This is a genomic window from Aestuariivita sp., from assembly GCF_021404545.1.
Taxonomy (GTDB): Bacteria; Pseudomonadota; Alphaproteobacteria; order Rhodobacterales; family Rhodobacteraceae; genus Aestuariivita.
Window position 1 is genome coordinate 1 of sequence record NZ_JAAWWD010000037.1, and the last position, 17,859, is coordinate 17,859.

The 17,859-nt window shown below is 62.8% G+C and carries 15 protein-coding genes; 10 read left to right on the forward strand and 5 right to left on the reverse strand.

What is annotated here, in order from left to right; all coding sequences use genetic code 11:
- Positions 1-318 precede the first annotated feature (318 nt).
- Positions 319-1,653, reverse strand: coding sequence for an FAD-binding oxidoreductase (locus HEP69_RS12070; RefSeq protein WP_290558787.1), 1,335 nt, complete (start codon positions 1,651-1,653; stop codon positions 319-321).
- Positions 1,654-1,868: 215 nt separating this feature from the next.
- On the opposite strand from HEP69_RS12070, the gene HEP69_RS12075 reads away from it, so the two are divergent.
- Positions 1,869-2,006 carry a hypothetical protein gene (locus HEP69_RS12075; protein WP_290558788.1) on the forward strand — a complete coding sequence of 46 codons (138 nt, stop codon included), beginning with the start codon at positions 1,869-1,871 and terminating at the stop codon, positions 2,004-2,006.
- A gap of 13 nt (positions 2,007-2,019) precedes the next feature.
- Here HEP69_RS12075 and HEP69_RS12080 read toward each other — a convergent pair whose 3' ends face one another.
- Both HEP69_RS12080 and HEP69_RS12085 read right to left on the reverse strand, forming a co-directional pair.
- Positions 2,020-3,351, reverse strand: a complete 1,332-nt coding sequence (locus HEP69_RS12080; protein ID WP_290558789.1) for an NAD(P)/FAD-dependent oxidoreductase — start codon at positions 3,349-3,351, stop codon at positions 2,020-2,022.
- A gap of 3 nt (positions 3,352-3,354) precedes the next feature.
- Positions 3,355-4,107 (reverse strand): cupin domain-containing protein, encoded by a 753-nt coding sequence (locus HEP69_RS12085; RefSeq protein ID WP_290558790.1) that lies wholly within the window; start codon positions 4,105-4,107, stop codon positions 3,355-3,357.
- A gap of 299 nt (positions 4,108-4,406) precedes the next feature.
- On the opposite strand from HEP69_RS12085, the gene HEP69_RS12090 reads away from it, so the two are divergent.
- The 8 genes from HEP69_RS12090 (at position 4,407) to HEP69_RS12125 (ending at position 13,122) form a co-directional block, all read left to right on the forward strand.
- Complete coding sequence (locus tag HEP69_RS12090; RefSeq protein ID WP_290558791.1) at positions 4,407-5,531, forward strand: extracellular solute-binding protein; 1,125 nt, start codon at positions 4,407-4,409, stop codon at positions 5,529-5,531.
- 73 nt (positions 5,532-5,604) lie between these two features.
- The gene (locus HEP69_RS12095) at positions 5,605-6,543 is read left to right on the forward strand and encodes an ABC transporter permease (RefSeq protein ID WP_290558792.1); all 939 of its coding nucleotides are present in this window, start codon (positions 5,605-5,607) and stop codon (positions 6,541-6,543) included.
- Positions 6,540-7,349 carry an ABC transporter permease gene (locus tag HEP69_RS12100; protein ID WP_290558793.1) on the forward strand — a complete coding sequence of 270 codons (810 nt, stop codon included), beginning with the start codon at positions 6,540-6,542 and terminating at the stop codon, positions 7,347-7,349. The genes HEP69_RS12095 and HEP69_RS12100 overlap by 4 nt, the downstream gene beginning before the upstream one ends.
- Positions 7,350-7,368: 19 nt before the next feature.
- A complete protein-coding gene (locus HEP69_RS12105) occupies positions 7,369-8,484 on the forward strand; it encodes an ABC transporter ATP-binding protein (RefSeq protein ID WP_290558794.1) in 1,116 nt (371 codons plus the stop codon).
- A 33-nt stretch (positions 8,485-8,517) separates the two neighbouring features.
- The gene (locus HEP69_RS12110) at positions 8,518-9,177 is read left to right on the forward strand and encodes a TetR family transcriptional regulator C-terminal domain-containing protein (RefSeq protein WP_290558795.1); all 660 of its coding nucleotides are present in this window, start codon (positions 8,518-8,520) and stop codon (positions 9,175-9,177) included.
- Between the two features lie 94 nt (positions 9,178-9,271).
- The gene (locus tag HEP69_RS12115) at positions 9,272-11,356 is read left to right on the forward strand and encodes an FAD-dependent oxidoreductase (RefSeq protein WP_290558796.1); all 2,085 of its coding nucleotides are present in this window, start codon (positions 9,272-9,274) and stop codon (positions 11,354-11,356) included.
- A gap of 8 nt (positions 11,357-11,364) precedes the next feature.
- The gene (locus HEP69_RS12120; protein WP_290558797.1) at positions 11,365-11,844 is read left to right on the forward strand and encodes a hypothetical protein; all 480 of its coding nucleotides are present in this window, start codon (positions 11,365-11,367) and stop codon (positions 11,842-11,844) included.
- Positions 11,845-12,138: 294 nt separating this feature from the next.
- Positions 12,139-13,122 carry a LysR family transcriptional regulator gene (locus tag HEP69_RS12125; protein WP_290558798.1) on the forward strand — a complete coding sequence of 328 codons (984 nt, stop codon included), beginning with the start codon at positions 12,139-12,141 and terminating at the stop codon, positions 13,120-13,122.
- Here the strand turns inward: HEP69_RS12125 and HEP69_RS12130 are convergent.
- The gene (locus HEP69_RS12130) at positions 13,099-14,622 is read right to left on the reverse strand and encodes a trimethylamine methyltransferase family protein (RefSeq protein WP_290558799.1); all 1,524 of its coding nucleotides are present in this window, start codon (positions 14,620-14,622) and stop codon (positions 13,099-13,101) included. The two genes, HEP69_RS12125 and HEP69_RS12130, sit on opposite strands and share 24 nt — an antisense overlap.
- 177 nt (positions 14,623-14,799) lie before the next feature.
- Between HEP69_RS12130 and HEP69_RS12135 the strand changes: the two genes are divergently transcribed.
- Positions 14,800-17,232: an FAD-dependent oxidoreductase gene (locus tag HEP69_RS12135; protein ID WP_290558800.1), complete on the forward strand. Its 2,433-nt coding sequence runs from the start codon at positions 14,800-14,802 to the stop codon at positions 17,230-17,232.
- Positions 17,233-17,312: 80 nt separating this feature from the next.
- Here HEP69_RS12135 and HEP69_RS12140 read toward each other — a convergent pair whose 3' ends face one another.
- Positions 17,313-17,756, reverse strand: coding sequence for a MaoC family dehydratase (locus tag HEP69_RS12140; protein WP_290558801.1), 444 nt, complete (start codon positions 17,754-17,756; stop codon positions 17,313-17,315).
- Positions 17,757-17,859: the final 103 nt, after the last annotated feature.

A 17,859-nucleotide genomic window follows, 5' to 3' on the forward strand; every position in this document is an offset into this window, starting at 1 on the left:
CCGAGGCAAACGTCTACGCGGCCCTGGAAAGAGCAAACATGGCCGCGTAACTAAGATCAATCAGCCTCCGGCAAACCCGGCGCGGTTCACACCATATTCAGGTCTCATACCGATAATGACGTTCAAGACACCCGGCGGCACCCCGGCCTTCAACGCCAATTCCGCGAGGCGCAGAACCGTGAGGAAGTCTGTTCGGTCGGTTTCACACTCGCCGAATTGCCCGTGGCCAGTGTCGCGGGCCTGTCTTCCAGGGCCTTATCAGTATCTTGTGGCGTTCAGGGCCGCCTCCGACCGGGTTACGGTCTGAGAACACAGGCATCAAAGCCCCAGCTGGTCAAGCAGGCGCAGGCGTAGGATTTCCGCCTCCACAGCCAGGGTGCGCGCGAATGAAAAGGGCAGGGGCGCGACGGGTGTCACCGGGAAATCAAGATCCTTCGGCGGGGTGCCCGATGCCCAGCGGGCCAGGACGCGACCCATCGCAGTCGCAATCGCCACGCCGCGCCCGTTATATCCCAGCCCCGCCATCAACCCCGGAGCGATCTCATGCAGATGTGGGTAATGATCGCGCGTCAGTGCCACGAACCCGCCCCAGGCATGCTGCCACTCCACTCCCGAGAGCTGCGGAAAAAGCTGTGATGTGACGGCCTTGAGACGTGCGATCTGGCGCCGGGTGGAGCCGTCATTATAGGTGCCGCGCCCGCCCATCACAAAACGTCCCTCGGCGTCGAGGCGAAAGTAGAGCAGCAGCCGCCGCGCATCCGACAATGCATGCCGGTCCGGCAGGATAGACGCGCGCAGGTTGTCCGAGAGCGGCGCCGTAGCGACCTGCACCGAACGGACGGGCAGAACCGACCTTCCCAAGGGACGCTCCAGATCGCCGGAATAGGCATTGGTGCAGATCAGAACGGTGTCGGCGCCAAGTACCCCCCGGACGGTTTTCAGGCGATAGCGCGCGCCGTCTCGGTCGATGGCGTCAACAGGGGACTGCCCATGGATCACAGCGCCCGCCCGGCCCGCAGCATCTGCCAGCCCCAGCGCATAGTTCAGCGGGTGCAGATTGCCGCCACGCCGGTCGATCAGCCCGCCGAGATAGGTGTCGGTCCCGGTGATCCGGGTGATGGCCGCACGGTCCAGAGCATCGACCGGCGCGCCCAGCGTGTGCCAATCCTCCGCCAGTGCATGCAGATCGCGCAGCGTCTTTTCGGTATGGGCCGCGCGGATCCAGCCGGGTCGCACCGCATCGCAGGCGATCTGGTGCGTATCGATCAGCGCAAAGACCAGATCGGCCGCATCGCCTGCCATCTCGGCCATGCGCCTGCCCTGTTCGGGGCCGAACTTGGCCATGATCCCGCTGGGCCCGTCCTTGAGCCCTGGGTTGATCTGTCCGCCATTGCGACCCGAGGCACCCCACCCCGGTTGCTCGGCCTCCAGAAGCGTCACGCGCACCCCAGCTTCGGCCAGGTGCAGCGCCGCCGACAGCCCGGTATACCCGCCGCCGATCACTGCCACATCCGTGTTCTGGACGCCGGTCAGGGCCGGATAGTCCGGTATCCGATTGGCCGTCGCCGCCCAAAGACTGTTGGCGATCACGGGGCGTTCATTCGGGATCACAGGGCTGGCCCCAATGCGTTGCGGGCATGGGTCGCTGAGCATACTCCCCAAAGCGGGGGCGTCACAAAATACCCCATCCTCTCAAGCAGCTTTATCTTATATCCCAGATCATGCGCGCGCGGTTGGCCGCGGCCTGGGCGCCCTTTGCCGCGGATTTGGTCGCTGCGGATCCGGCGGTGTCTGCCGGGCCGGCCAGGACATGCCAGCCCGACTGCGATTTCGCGACCGACACGGAGCGCGACAAAGGGGGTCTCACGATGACCGCATTTCCCGACCAGGCGCAGGCCTGCGCCGCAGGGTCCGTGATCAAGGCCCAAGCGCAGCCTATGGCGCGGTTGCATCGCAAGGTCTGTGCCATGGTCCATGACGCGGTCTTCACTTTTGGGGACGACTAGGTGTCGAACCGGGTCACGCCAGCGCCTTGGCCATGGCCTTGGCTGTCTTCTTGCCGCTTTTATAGGCGCCATTGACCAGGGCCGAGACACTGCCGCCCATCGCCTCGCCCGCGAAGAAGAGGCTGTTGCCCACCGGTTCGGCCAGCGCTTTGCGCGCGGAAATCGCACCCGGACGCGGTGCGCCATAGGCCCCCAATGTCAGAGGGTTTTCGGCCCAATCGGTCGCAAACCCCTTGACGAAATGCTTGCGCGTATCGCTGCCCAGCAGTCGCACCAGCTCTCCCAATGCGTAATCGACCACCGCGTCTGAGCCTTGCGCTGACAGCTCCCAGCCGAACCGACCGCCGATATTGCCAAAGAGGTAATCGTGGCCGCAGGGCCAGGCAACAAAGTAACAGGCTTCTCCCGCCTTGTCCTCGGGGATACGGTACGTCACCCAATTGTTTTCGGCCAGACCCAGCCGTGCGCCGTCGAACATCATCGGCACCTTCATCAATAGGCCCATGGGAATGTCGCTGATCGCTTGTTGTTTCGTCGTGGGCAGTTCAGGTGTGAAACGGATCTTGCCTGCTGCCAGCACCCCGGTCGAGACGGTGACGAGGCAGGCTTTGGCCCGGATCGTCCCGGCGGAGGTTTCCACAGCGACGCCGGGGCCGGAATGATCAATCGCCGTGACGGTGGTACCCAGCGATACGGGCAAGCCCTCGGCCAGCGTGGCCACGACAGCGCCCAGCCCTTCCTTGACTAGATAGCTTGGCTGGTCCTCAGCGGAATCCCAGTAATCGGCGGTCGAGACGCCGTCGAAATCCACCCCGTAATCCATCGCACCCATCCAGGACTGCACGGTTGCGGAATAGGGCATGTCGGGCACCACGGTGGAGGCGGCGACGTCCTTGCCCGCCTTGCCCGCGCGCGACAGCGCGCGCTCTACCGCGCTCCAGGCGCGGTCATAGGCGGCCCATTCCGCGTCGTTGGCCGGATTGCCATCCAGATCGAAAAGATCCGATCCGGCAGAGGTGTGGTTGACCATGGTAAACCCGCCTGCCTTGCCGATCTGCGTAAAGGGGTTGTTGTTCGATCCCGATATCCACGAGCAGCCATGATCGACCGGCTGACCCAATGTGGCGCTTTCGGTATAGGCGCGCCCGCCGATATGGTCCGCCGCTTCGACGATCACAAAGGAGATCCCCCGTTTCTGAAGCTCTCTGCCGGCCGACATGCCTGCCGCACCTGCGCCAATGATCACGACATCGGGATTTGTGGGAAGGGGTTGTGCCATGAGGGGGTTTGCTCCTGCGATTGCCAGCCCGGCCAGTACCGCGCGGCGTCCGATTTCATGTGCCATGATTTATCCTCCGGGTCGGATGTTGGGATCGAGGGCTGCATAGTACTTCTTGAGGTATGTCGGGACGGTCCAGGCACAGACCGTGCCTGCGGGGATGAAAAAGATATCGCCTTTTGCAAAGTGATGGGCGGTGCCATCGGCATCCGTGAGGGTCACCTCACCTTCCAGAACCTGCGCGAACTCGTGCCAGGGGAACGGTTCGGCCGGGGTGTCCATCGTCTGGGTATCCCAGCAGCCTACCTCGAAATTGCCGTGGTCATTCTCGAAAAAGATCTTCTCACGCTGCGGCGTGCTGGTGTCGGGCAAAAGATCGTCATCCGTCAGCACGCAATCGGGGTCGAGCGCCTGAACACCGCCCTCGGCACTCAGACCTTCGGGGATGTCGGCACGCGGATCCATGTAGGTGATGTAGAACTTCTTGAGATAGCCGTCCTGTTTCCAACTGACCGGGACGCCATTGCGAAAGATCACGCTTTGCCCCTTGGTCGCGGACACGCCACCGCCGTTCTCGTCCAGCATCTTGAACGATCCATCCAGTACCAGAATGAATTCATCGCCCGGATAAGGGCCGAACGCCTCCTGCATGGTGGTGGTGTCCCACACACCTGCGCTCATCCCCAGTTCCTTGTCCTCAAAGTAGACATGCACGTTCTGCTCGGAGGGCATCGTGTGGAAATCGTCCGGATCCAGCGTCATCCGCTCCAGACCGGCGGGGCCGTCGAGCTCAAATCGAATGATGCGATGGTCGGTGGTCATAATCATGTCTTCCCTGATGGCGCGGTCGCTTTGGGTCGATTGCGGGTCTTGATGCCCGGTTTTTCATCGCATGCGCGATTTGCGGATGGTGGCTTGGCAAAAGACTTGACTCGATTCGCGCATCGTTTCAATGATTGAATGATCATTCAGTGGATCGGTTGTCACCATAAGTCTGTCGCCGCCGCGAATTCGGGCAGCACGGACATCACGCAAAAAACGACACCCGTCCCAGCGATCCGAAGACGCCCCGTCCGGGCCAACACGGGCGGGTGCCAAACCAACAGGGGAGACTGACACTCATGGATGTTGTCGATCAACTAGGCGCGGTGCGCGAAGGCAAGCTGAGCCGCCGCAAATTCACAAAAGGGCTGCTTGCTGCCGGTGTGGCGATGGCCACAATGCCTGCCACCTCGCGCCGCGCGATGGCGTCGGTGGACGATGAGGCCACGTTCTTTACCTGGGGTGGCTACGACATCCCCGAGCTGTTCCAGCCCTATGAGGCCAAGCACGGCACCCCTCCGAATTTCGCGATCTTCGGCGGCTCGGAAGAGGCGCTGACCAAGATGCGCGGCGGCTTTGTCGTCGACGTGGCCCATCCGTGCAACTCTGGCATGCCGCGCTGGGTGCAGTCGGGGCTCTTTCAACCCATCGAGACATCGCGCCTGTCGAACTGGGCCGATGTGATGCCCGAACTGGTGGCGCTGCCCGGCAACGATGCCGAGGGCGGCAATGTCTGGATGGCGCCGTTCGATTGGGGCCAGACCTCTGTCACCTACCGCACCGACCTCTATGAACTGGAGGGCGAGGAAAGCTGGGACATGCTCTGGGACAAGCGCTATGCGGGTCGGCTTGGTTCGCTGGCGTCGGGCGGCGATGCCTGGTGGTGCGGCGCGATCAAGGCCGGTGTCGCGATGGAAGATATCGCCACCGAAGAGGCGTTCACCAAAATCGCCGCCGTGATGCGGGAGCAGCGCCCGCTGATCCGCGTCTATACCGATGACACCACCACGCTGGAGCAGGCTCTGTCTTCTGGTGAGATGGCCGCTGCGATGACCTGGAACAGCTCGGCCGTGCTGCTGCAATCCGAAGGTGTGCCGGTGAAGTTCGCACGGCCCAAGGAGGGTGCGCTGACCTGGGTGTGCGGGGTGATGGTGCATAAGGATGCGCCCAATCTGGACCGCGCCTATGACGTGATCGATTCGCTTCTCAGCGTCGAATCGGGCCAGTTCATGATCAATGACTATGGCTATGGCCACTCCAACCGAAAATCCTTTGATGCCTTCAACGAAGAAACTTTGGCGGGTCTGGGCTTGTCCAAAAACCCGCAAGAGATCCTCGAAGCGGGTCACATGCAGCGCCCGCAGACCCAAGAATGGGAAACCCGCATGAACGAGACGTTCGAGCAGATCAAGGCCGGGTTCTGAACTGACCGATCCTCGGCCCGCCAGACATCTCTGGCGGGCTTTTTCGATCCTTCATTGTCAAAGTGAACCCTGGATGGCCGACACGTCCCTGTCCCAGACCGAAGCGCGATCCGCGCCCGCCGCCCCGCCTAGGGTCGGGCGGATCGCCGGCATTCTGCATCGCAACGAAACGCTGCGTGGCTATCTGTTGATGTCGCCCACCATGCTGATCATGACGATCGGCATTCTGGTGCCGTTCCTGATCCTGCTGGTGATGAGCTTCTGGACCCGCGAAGGGTTTGGCTTCGACACGACGCTGACCGCCCACAATTATACCCGCGTCTGGAACGAGCCGATCTTTGGCGCGCTTTTGCAGCGGTCGTTCTGGATCTCGGGCGTGGCGACGGTGGTCACGGTGGCGCTGTGCTATCCGATGGCCTACTATGTCGCCTTCCACGTCCACAGAAACAAGATGATGTGGATCATCCTGATGACGCTGCCCTTCTGGACCAGCTATCTGCTGCGCGTTTTCGCGTGGAAAGTGATCCTGGGCTATCAGGGCGTGATCAATTCCGGTCTGATGAGTGTGGGCGTTATCGAGGCGCCGCTGGAGTTCCTGCTGTATTCCCAAACAGCGGTGATCATCACGCTGGCCCATGCCTGGGCGGCCTTCGCGATCCTGCCGCTTTATGTCTCGCTGGAAAAGATCGACAAATCGCTTTTGGAGGCCGCGACCGATCTGGGTGACGGCCCCATGGCACGGTTCTTCCGGATCACGCTGCCGCTGTCGATGCCGGGCATCATCGCGGCCACCTTCCTGATCTTTATCCCCACAACGGGAGATTACATCACTCCCGCGCTGCTGGGCGGGCCCGACGGGGCGATGATCGGCAATTTCATCCAGCTCCAATTCGGCGCGATCAACAACTGGCCCATGGGGGCGACCCTGTCGATCGTGCTAATGCTGTGGATCTCGGCCATCGCGCTGGTGTTTCTGTTCGTCACCCGCAAGGCACAGGAGCGCATCGCATGAGCGATCAGGGCACCTATATCAAGCGGCCGAACCGGCCCTTGCAGATCTATGCGATGGTCTTTTTGTTCGTGCTCTATCTGCCGATCCTGTTCATTCCGATGTTCAGCTTCAACGACTCGATCTATGTGCGCTTCCCGCTCCAGGGTTTCACCTTCCAGTGGTACGGCGAGTTGTGGAACCGGCAGCCGGTGTGGAACGCGCTGTGGAACAGTGTGAAGGTCGGCGCCGTCGTAGCGGTCATCTCTACGATCTTAGGCGTTGTGGCGGCGCGTGCGATCACGCGCTATCGGATGCCGGGCAAAAGCGCGCTGGTGACCTTTATCATGATGCCGCTGGTGATTCCCGGTATCATCTTCGGGGTGGCCCTTCTGGTGTTGATGAGCCGGATGGGCGTGCCCCTGTCGCTTTATACCGTGACGCTGGGCCATCTGATCGTGTGCCTGCCGTTTGCGGTGGCCACGCTCCTGCCCCGATTCGAGGGGTTCGATCCCTCGATGGAGGAAGCCTCGGCCGATCTGGGGGAGAACGGCTGGTGGACCTTCTGGCGCGTGACCTTCCCGATGGTGATGCCAGGGGTGGTGGCAAGCCTCTTGTTGACCTTCACCATCTCGTTTGACGAGTTCATCATGGCGTTCTTCCTGACCGGGACCGATCCGACGCTGCCGATGTATATCTGGGGTCAACTGCGCTTCCCGCAGGAATTTCCATCGGTTCTGGCGCTGTCCTCGCTGATCCTGTTCGTTTCCTTCATTCTGGTCTTTGTCGCGCAGTGGATCGGGCGACTGGGGCTGGACAAAGACACATGAAAAAGGGGGCGGTTCCGACATGACCACGTCTGACGGTTTCATTTCGATCCGACACGTCAACAAGTTCTTTGGCAGTTTTCAGGCCATTGAAGACGTGTCGATGAACATCGGACAGGGGGAGTTCTTTTCCCTGCTGGGCGCCTCGGGCTGTGGCAAGACCACGCTTTTGCGGATGCTGGCTGGGTTTGAGAGCACCTCGTCGGGGGAGATCTATATCGACGGGCAGCCAACATCGGACGTGCCGCCGCATCACCGCCCCGTCAATATGGTGTTCCAGAGCTATGCGATCTTTCCGCATCTGAATGTGCGCGACAACATCGCCTATGGGCTGCGCAAACAAAAACTTCCCAAGGCCAAGCGCGACGAGATGGTCGAGGAGATGCTTGAGCTGATCAAGCTGCCCGGCTATGGCCAGCGCAAGGCGACCGAGCTTTCGGGCGGTCAGCGCCAGCGCATCGCGCTGGCCCGCGCGCTGATCCTGCGGCCCAAGGTGCTTTTGCTGGATGAACCGCTGGGCGCGCTCGACAAGCAATTGCGCGAACAGATGCAACTGGAACTGCGCGCGCTGCAACGCCAGGTGGGCATCACCTTTGTCTTTGTCACCCATGATCAGGAAGAGGCGCTGACGCTCTCGGATCGCATCGCTGTGATGTCGGGCGGCAAGGTGTTGCAGGTCGACACGCCCGCCGGGCTTTATGAGACGCCAAAGACCCGTGAGGTCGCGAGTTTTATCGGCAACATGAACTTTTTCCAGGGCACCGTGCGCCGCAACGGCGCGGCGATGGGCGCGGTCGAGACCGAGGGGCTGGGCCATATCCCGGTGCCGCTGGATCAGTTGACCAAACCCGATGGCGCGCCCGTGCAGGTGGCCCTGCGCCCGGAGAAATTCGAACTCTCGCCGACGAGACCCGAAGGCGCCCTGCACGCGGTCGAAGGCCGGTTGAGCAATGCCGCCTATCTGGGCGAGCGCAGCCATTACTATGTCAGTATCGCGGGCAAGGACCAGCCGATCGCGGTCTCGACCCAAAACCTGGGCCGGATGACCGGGGCGCCCGATATCTCGGGCGATGCGCCGATGTGGCTCTCCTGGGCGCCGGAAGCGATTGTGATTTTGGATGCGGACGAAACGGGCTAAATCCACGGTCATCGACAGTGATCGGAAAGACAGATGAACCAGACCCTCAGGACACAGAAACCGACAGGGAAACCCACCCGCCGGACCGCCTCGAAAGAGGTGCGCCGCCAGCAGTTGATCACATCCACGATCAACTCCATCGCCAAATACGGGATCGGTGGGACAACCATGTCCACGGTGACGGACGATGCGGGTCTGTCGCTGGGGATCGTGAATTTCCACTTTGAAAGCAAACAGAAGCTTTTTGAAGAGACGCTGCTCTTTCTTGCGCGCGAGCATCACGAGCATTGGCAGACAGGCTACAAGGATGCGGGCCTGGGCGCGGCCGACAAGCTGCGCGCGATCGTGGGCGCGCATTTCCATCCCAAAATCTGCACGCGCAAGAAGCTGGCCGTTTGGTTTGCGTTTTACGGCGAGGCGGGCCGTCGCAAGGTCTATCGCAAGCTGATCGAGGATATCGACGCTGAACGGTTCGAGATCAGTGTCCAGCTTTGCGAGAAGATCGCCGAGGAGGGGGGCTATCATGGCATCCCGCCCCGCCAGATCGCCAATATGCTGGAGTCGCTTTATGACGGGCTCTGGCTCGACATTCTGACCTATCCCGGCAGCTATTCCCGCGAGACCGCGCAGGACCATGTGCTTGCCTTTCTCGCCAGCATCTTTCCAGAGCATTTCGCCATGCCCGACTTTTAAGACCTGAAGGTCATCACCGACACCGCACCGAACCGAAAAAGCCCGGTAGGCTTTTTCGGCGAAAAGACGCTTTGACTTCAAGGAGCACCGACAAATGAGCCGCGATCCCCGTTACGACATCCTTTTCGAGCCGGTCAAGATCGGTCCCGTAACAGCGCGCAACCGGTTTTTTCAGGTCCCCCATTGCACGGGAATGGGCCACATGCGCCCGCGCACCCTTGCCGCGATGCGCGGGGTCAAGGCCGAGGGCGGCTGGGGCGTTGTGTGTACCGAATACAACTCCATCCATCCCAGCTCGGATGATCTGCCGCACCCTTCGGCCGCGCTTTGGGACGACAGCGATGTGCGCGCGCATACGCTTATGACGGATGCGGTGCATGAGCATGGATCGCTTGCCGGGGCCGAGCTGTGGTATGGCGGCGCGCGCAGCGCCAACCTGATGACGCGGATGACGTCGATGGATGTGGCCAGCCTACCCAATCTGGCCGGGCACCCGTTTCAGACCCGCGCGATGGACAAGACCGACATCCGCACCCTGCGCCACTGGCACAAGCGCGCCGCCCTGCGCGCGCGCGAGGCGGGGTTCGACGTGGTCTATGTCTATGCGACCCATGGTTATCTGGTGTCGAACTTCCTCAATCCGCGCATGAATACCCGGTCCGACGAATATGGCGGTAGCCTGGAAAACCGCCTGCGTTTGACCCGCGAGCTGATCGAGGAGACCAAGGAGGCCGTTGGCGACCGCTGCGCCGTCGCGGTGCGGTTTTCGGCGGATGAAGAGATCGGCCAGGATGGCCAGCCGATCTATGGCGAACGCCGCGAGATGCTGGAGATGCTCGCCGAGCTGCCGGATCTGTGGGACATCAATATCGCCGATTACTCGCTGGAGATGGGCGTGTCGCGCTTTGTCAAGGAAGCGGCGTTGGAGCCTTACATGGAATGGGTGAAATCGGTGACCACCAAGCCCGTGGTGACCGTGGGCCGCTTTACCTCGCCCGATACGATGGTCAGCCAGGTCAAACGCGGGATCACGGATTTCATCGGGGCGGCGCGCCCCTCCATCGCCGATCCGTTCCTGCCCAGAAAGATCGAGGACGGGCGTCTGTCGGCCATCCGCGAATGCATTGGCTGCAATATCTGTTATTCCGGCGATGGTCTGGGCATCCCGATCCGCTGCACCCAGAACCCCACCATGGGCGAGGAATGGCGCCGCGGCTGGCATCCGGATGTGATCACCGCCAAGGGCTCCGACGCACGCGTGCTGATCGTGGGCGCAGGCGCCGCGGGGCTGGAGGCCGCGCGCGCGCTGGGCAGTCGCGGCTATGAGGTGATGCTGGCCGAGGCCACGCGCGAGATCGGCGGGCGGATAACCCGCGAGGCCGCCCTGCCGGGGATGAGCGAATATATCCGCGTGCGCGATTACCGCGAGCAGCAATTGACCCAGATGACCAATGTGGAGATTTTCCGCGAAAGCCGCCTGGCCGCACAGGATGTCTTCGCGGTGGAGGCAGACCATGTCGCCATCGCCACCGGCGCGCGGTGGCGCCCGGACCGCTTTGATGAGGAGGTCTATCTGCCCATCGCCACCGGCGAGGCCGCAGCCCGCGTGTTCACGCCCGACGACATCATGGATGGCACCTTGCCGGACGGGCCGACGGTCGTCTTTGACGGCGACGGCTATTATATGGGCAGTGTCATGGCCGAACGGATCCGGGCCGAGGGGCATGCGGTTACCTATGTCACACCCTCCGACAGCGTCTCGCACTGGGCCGGCAACACGTCGGAGCGCTGGCGCATCCGCACGCATCTGATGGCGCTGGGCATCCGGATCGAGACCGCGCAGACCGTGATGGGCTTTGATGGCGCCGAGGCGCTGCTCGAATGCGCCTATAGCAGAGCGGAGAAGGCGGTCGCGGCACGTAATGTGGTGATGGTCACGGCGCGCAGGCCCAATGACGCGCTCTTTCATGCGGTGCAGGCCGAGGCGGGGCCGGACGGTCTGCCCTTCACCCTCACACGGATCGGCGATTGCGAGGCGCCCGCGATCATCGCGGCCGCCGTCTATGCCGGGCACCGCTATGCGCAGGAACTGGACGCAGAGGTGGATATCGATGTGCCGCTGAAACATGACCGTGTGGATGTGGGCCTCGACAGTGGCGCGCTGGCGCGCTGGAAATGAGCGCGGCGATGCATCCAGATTATCTTGAGACGCTGCTTCTCTACTACGAGGAAGAAATCGAGGGGGAGGCCTATTTCGCCGAACTGGCCGGGGCCTTCGACGACCAAGCGCATCGGGATAAGCTGACGCTGCTGGCGCGCGTCGAACGCCATGCGGCTGAAGCTGTGACTCCGCTGATCGCGCGGCACGGCCTGACCCCGCGCGACACTGCGGCCCTTGTGGCCTCGGGTCAGGCAGAGGCGCGCGCGACCGCTGCCGACTGGCCTGCCCTGCTGGCCGAGATGACCGAGAGCTATCCGGGATATCTGCGTGATTTCCGCGCATTGGAGGCGATGGGCCCGCCTGCGGATCGCGCACGCCTGTCGTTTCTGAGCGCGCATGAGGTCGCCGCCCTGGCGTTTCTGGCGCGCGAGGCCACCGACCCCGATCAGAGCGCCGCCCCCTTGCGGGATTACATCGCCACCGCGCCCGATACCTTGGTGGGATAGGGCGATGCTGCTGCGATCCGCCCTGCTCCTTGCGCTCATGCTCAGCCTCGCGCCGACCGTTCAGGCGGAGCCTTCGACGACCAAGGCCGAGCCAAAGGAGACGCCGGAGTGCCAAAGCTGCTCCGCCCGTCACCAGCGGCTCAAAAAGCTCAAAGATGTGGGGTTGCCGCCGCCCAAACCCGCCCCGCCAGAGACTGCGACGGTGCCAGGGCCCAAAAGATCCTGACCCAAAGCTCTGGATTGTTGCGGCGCATTGCCCTCTGATGCGCATCGGGTAACGGCAAGGGCGGGCGCATGGTCCAGCTGCATGATCTGAGCCTCAAATGGCTCACTTCGTTTCGCGAGACGGCGCGCAGCGGTTCGGTCCGCGAGGCCGCCTTGCGTCTGGGGTTGGTGTCCAGCACCGTCTCTTACCACATCCGCTGTCTTGAGGAGGCTGTGGGCGCACGGCTTTTGATCCACAACCAGCGCCCGATCAAACCCACCTTTGAGGGCGAGGCATTGGTGGCGGCCATCGACACCGCGTTTGTGGCGCTGGAACAGGGACTTTTTCGGCTGTCGCTGCCGGATCTGTCGACCCTGTCGCAGACCATCCGCGTGGCCACGATCGAGGATCTGGACGCCGACATCATTCCCGGCCTCACCCATGCGCTGCGCCAGCGGTTGCCAAACTGTACGTTCGCTTTTTTCACCCGGCCCAGCCACGAGGTCCGCCGGATCGTGGAGCGGGACGAGGCCCATATCGGCATCGCGGCCCGCCCCGACCATCCCGACGGGCGTCTTCTGGAAACACCGCTTTTGACCGACCCGTTTCTGTTGGTGGTGCCCGCCGCCGCCCGTTTCACCGCCGAACAATATCTGAGCGACCGCACGGGGCTGGCCTTTCTCAACTATGGCGCGGGCCAGTTCATGCGCAGCCGCATCGATGCGGAACTGTCGCGCCGTAAGCTGATGCTGAAAAACGGAGGCGAGTTCGACAGCACCGCCGCCATTCTGGGGACCGTCGCCACCGGGGGCGCCTGGACGATCACCACCGCGCTGAACTATGCGCGGCTGTCGCGGCTGCACGATCAGATCCGCCCGCTGGCGATCCCGCGCGGCAGTTTCTCGCGCTATATTTCGTCGTTCCACCCCGAGAGCTTTCCCGGCGATCTGGCGGCACTTTTGCGGGCCGAGATCGTGCCGCTCCTGCGGACCCGGATGATCTCACCCACGATTGAGGCCGCCCCCTGGCTCAGGGATCAGTTCCAGACCCTAAAGGAGGATGGGAAAGGTTGAGCGGATCGCGCTGTCCTGTGCATGGCTCAGATGGTCGGGGTGATGCTCGTCGAGGATCGCGCGCACCGCGTCGCGCGCCCGGTCCCAGGCGGTCAGCGCGCCGCGCTCGGCCCAGGTCCTGGGGTCTTGGCGATCCGCAAGCCGGGGGTAGAGGTAATCGCGCTCCATCGCGTCCTGCGTCTGGCCCGCGCCCAGAAAATGCCCTTCGCCGCGCACCACGTCGCAGATCGTGTCGAACCCCAGCGTCTCGTCGGTCACTTCGACGCCGCGCAGCGCGCGATAGACGGTGCCCAGCATTTCGTTATCCAGCACGAACCCCTCGAAACTCGCCCCCAGCAGCGAGGCTGTCATGCCTGAGCTTTCATAGATCAGGTTACCCCCCGCAAGCCCCGCAGCCAGCGCGGCGATCCCCTTTTCGGCGCCGTATTGCGCGTCAATCGCCTTGGCATCCGTCATCGACGAGGCCACGCCCGACGGCAGCCCCAGCCAGTTCGAGAGCTGGGCCGAGGCCGCGTTCATCACCGCCACCTCGCCGCCGCCGCCCGCAAAGGCGCCGGTGCGCAGGTCGATCACCAAAGGCCAGTTCGAAAACACCATCGGGTATCCGGGCTGGATCGCATGGACCATCACGAGGCTCGCCAGCGTCTCGGCCAGCGACATCGCCAGAAACCCCGCCAGCGGGGCAGGCGCCGTGGCCCCCGATTGCGCCGCCGTGATGCAGGAGACGGGGATTTTGTGATCGATGCAGGCATAGACCACATCGACCGCATCCTCGCCATAGCGCAGGGGCGAGATCACCGGGCTGATATGGGCCTTCATGAAGGGCCGTTCGGCGAACCTGCCCTGTCCGCCGGCCACGATATCGAGCATCCCGACGATGGGCGCCACATGCTCGGCCAGGGCAAAGGACGTGGCGATCGGTTTGGTGGTGTTGCGCACCAGCGCATAGGCGGTGTTGATATCCAGATCGAACACCTCCGGCACATCGGTGGCCACGCAGCAGCGGGTGAACCAACTGACATTGGGCAACCGGTCCTGAAGCCGGGTGAAATCATGCAGGTCCTGCAAAGTCGACGGGCGGTAAAGCCGCGTCTCGATATCCAGGGTCTGGACCGCCGCGCCACCGGTTCCAAAATGCACTGCCTCGCCGCCCACCTCGATGGACCGGTCGGGGTCGATCCCGTGCAGCCAGAACCGTTTGGCCGCACCCGCGATGGCATCCTCGACCAACGCACGGTGAAAGACCACGCGATCACCCCGCGCCTCGGCGCCCGCGCGCAGCAGATCGCCCGCCAGCCGGGCCGGCACCTCGCCCATCCCCAGATCCGACAAAAGCCGTAATGCGGTGTCGTAGATCCTGACGATCTGGGCCTCGCTCAGCGGGCGGTATTGCCCGCCCCGCTGCCCGGGCGGGGCAGGGTTCGGCGCGCCGGTGGCCCGGTGCTGATGACGCGATTTGCGCCCCCCGGCCCGGCGTCTGGGTGCGGTCTGGTCCGTCATTGCCGCCAGTGGCCCCGCAAACCCCGCCCATTTCAAGACAATTCGAGGAATGCGCAAGAATTCGTCATCAGGTATCGAAAAATTCGAACCTGCCCCCTTCGCAGTTGCGACGCAGGCTGCGTTCGGGGTGAGTATCCGCGTGCGCCATATGGGCGTCTGCAACGAAAGGGACCCCTCATGAAATCCTCAACCCGTGTCGTGGTTATCGGTGGCGGTATCGCGGGCTGCTCCACACTTTATCACCTCACCCAGGAGGGGTGGAGCGACGTGATGCTATTGGAGCGTGACGAGCTGACCTCGGGCACCACCTGGCATTCGGCGGCGCAGGTTACGAATTTCGGGATGACCCAGACGATGGTGGGTCTGAAATCCCATTCCATCCAGCTGTATAAGGACCTGGCCGAGGATCCCGATTACCCCATCGTCTATCATCACGGCGATGGCGGCATCCGCCTGGCAAACACACGCGAACAGATGGACGGTTATCGCCATTTCGCGTCGATGGCGCGCGGCATGGATGTGCATTTCGAGGTGATCGATGCCGAAGAATGCGCCCGCCGTCATCCGCTGATTTCGACGGACAATCTGCTGGGCGGGCTCTGGGATCCGATGGATGGCGACATTGACCCCGCGCAGCTATGTCAGGCGCTGGCGCGGCGCGCGCGTAAGGCGGGCGCCGAGATCCACCGCAACACGCCCGTCACCGGTCTGCGCCAGCTCAAGGATCACAGCTGGATCGTGGACACGCCCAAGGGCCAGATCCATGCCGAGATCGTGGTGAATGCGTGCGGGTACCGGGTGAACGAGGTGGGCGCGATGATGGGCGTGCAGCATCCGGTCACCTCGATGGAGCATCAGTATTTCGTCACCGAGGATATTCCCGCCATTGCGGAGGCCGGGCATCGCATGCCGCTTCTGCGTTGCCCGATCAGCGACTATTATTGCCGCCAGGACAAGAACGGGCTGCTGGTGGGGTTTTATGAGCAGGAGTGCAAGACCTGGGGGATGGACGGGATCGATCCGCATTTCACCAACGCGCTCTGCCCCGACGATCTCGACCGGGTGACGGATGTGCTCGAAGGGGCATTTGCGCGCATGCCTGCCCTGACGGAGGCGGGCATTCACACCATCGTCAACGGGCCCATTACCTATACCATCGACGGCGCGCCCTTGGTGGGCAAGATCCCGGGCAAGCGCAACGCGTATTGCATCATCGGGCTGCGCGCCGGGCTGGGCGAGGGCGGCGGGCATGGCTGGCTTTTGGCGCAGCAGATCGTGCATGGTGAGGCGTGCTACGACACCTGGGTCATCGACCCACGCCGCTTCACCGGCCATTGCAATGTGGAGTTGACGGCGCTCAAGGCCGTCGAGGATTACCAGAACGAGTTCCGCTTTCATTTCCCGCATGAGTATCGCCCTGCGGGCCGCCCGGCCAAGACCACGCCGCTGACCCCGGTTCTGGCCGCCGAAGGGGCCGCTTTTACGGTCGTCAACGGGTGGGAGCGGGTCGATTACATCAAGCCCTCCCCGGATTTTGCCGAGGCGCACGGCTTTCGTTTCACCAATGTCGAAGAGATCGTCAGAGGCGAGGTCGACGCCGTGCATACCGGCGTGGGCCTGACAGAGGTCAACGGGTTCAACCGGCTGGAATTGACCGGGACCGATGCGCAGGCGTTTCTCGACCGAATGGCTTGTGGCGTGGTGACCAAGAGGCCGGGCCGGGTGGGTCTGTGTTATCTCCTGAACCACCACGGCATGATCAAATGCGAAGGGACGATTGCCAATCTACCCGCATCTCATACCGGGCCCGATCGCATCTGGTACGGATCGGCGGCGGCGTCGGAGTTGCACGATCACGACTGGCTCACCCAGCATATCCGCGAGGATGAGGATGTTCAGATCCGCACGCTCACCAATGACTGGACGATCCTTCTTCTGGCAGGCCCCCGGGCGCGCGCGGTTCTCTCGGCGGCCTCACGCGGGGATTGGTCGACTGAGGGCTTCCCCTGGCTTTCGGCGCGCGAGGCCGTCATCGGCATCGCACCCGCCGTGGTCATGTCGGTCAGCTTTTCCGGCGAGCTCGCCTATGAGATCCACGTGCCCAATGCCCAGCTCTACGCCGCTTATCTGGCACTGCGACAGGCGGGGGAGGCGCATGGCCTGACCCTCTTCGGTGCCCGCGCTGTGGAGGCGATGCGCATGGAAAAAGGCTATCTGCACTGGAAAGCCGATCTGCTGACCGAGTTCGATCCGTTCGAGACGGGGCTCGACCGGTTCGTGCGCCTGAGCAAACCCGATTTTGTGGGCAAGTCCGCGTTAGAGGCGCGCCGGGGCCAAGCGGTTCGATCGCTTGTCATGCTGGAGATTGACAGTACCCAAGCTCCGGCCCATGGCGGTGCGTCTGTGATGTCGGGCGGGACGGTGGTCGGGACCGTCACCTCGGGCGCCTGGGGACCGCGCGTGGACAAGAACCTTGCCTATGCCTTTGTCGCACTCGACCATGCCGCGCTCGGCACGCGGCTGACAGTCGATGTCATCGGGACATATGTCTCTGCCCGTGTCATTGATCGGTGCAGCTTTGATCCCGAGGGCACCCGCTTCCGGGCCTAGATCGTGGGCTTTTGTCCGGAAGCGCACCAGAGTGTATGATCTGCGGTAGGATATTGCCGGGTGCGCGCGCTGCCCGTGCCTCAGTCGAACTTGCGCGAAGGGGCCAGGACCATGGCTTCACCCATCAGCACCTTCTTGCCATCGACCGAACAGTGACAGTCCAGCTTGACCCTGCGTCTGGACATGTCGATGTCGATGACCTTGACCTCGGCATAGACCATGTCGCCAGGGCGTACGGGGGCCAGGAATTTCAGCGATTGACCCATATAGACCGTGCCATGACCCGGCAATTGCTCGCCAATCACGGCCGAGATCAGGCCGGCTGTCAGCATCCCGTGGGCGATGCGCCCCTCGAATATGGTGTCGCGGGCGTAATCGTCATCCAGATGCACCGGGTTCCGGTCGGTCGAGACCTGGGCGAACATCTCGATATCCTCATCCGTGACGGTTTTGCGCAGATGGCGGGACATGCCCATCTCGATATCTTCGATGCAGATCGTGCCGCGTGGCAGATTGTCCAACATGTGTCCCTCCAGATCAGGATGCGAAAGTAATATTCAGATAGGTCCGTAGTCCATTTTGGCAACTTTATTACTTCGCGACCGCAGAAAAGCAAGCAAAAAATGC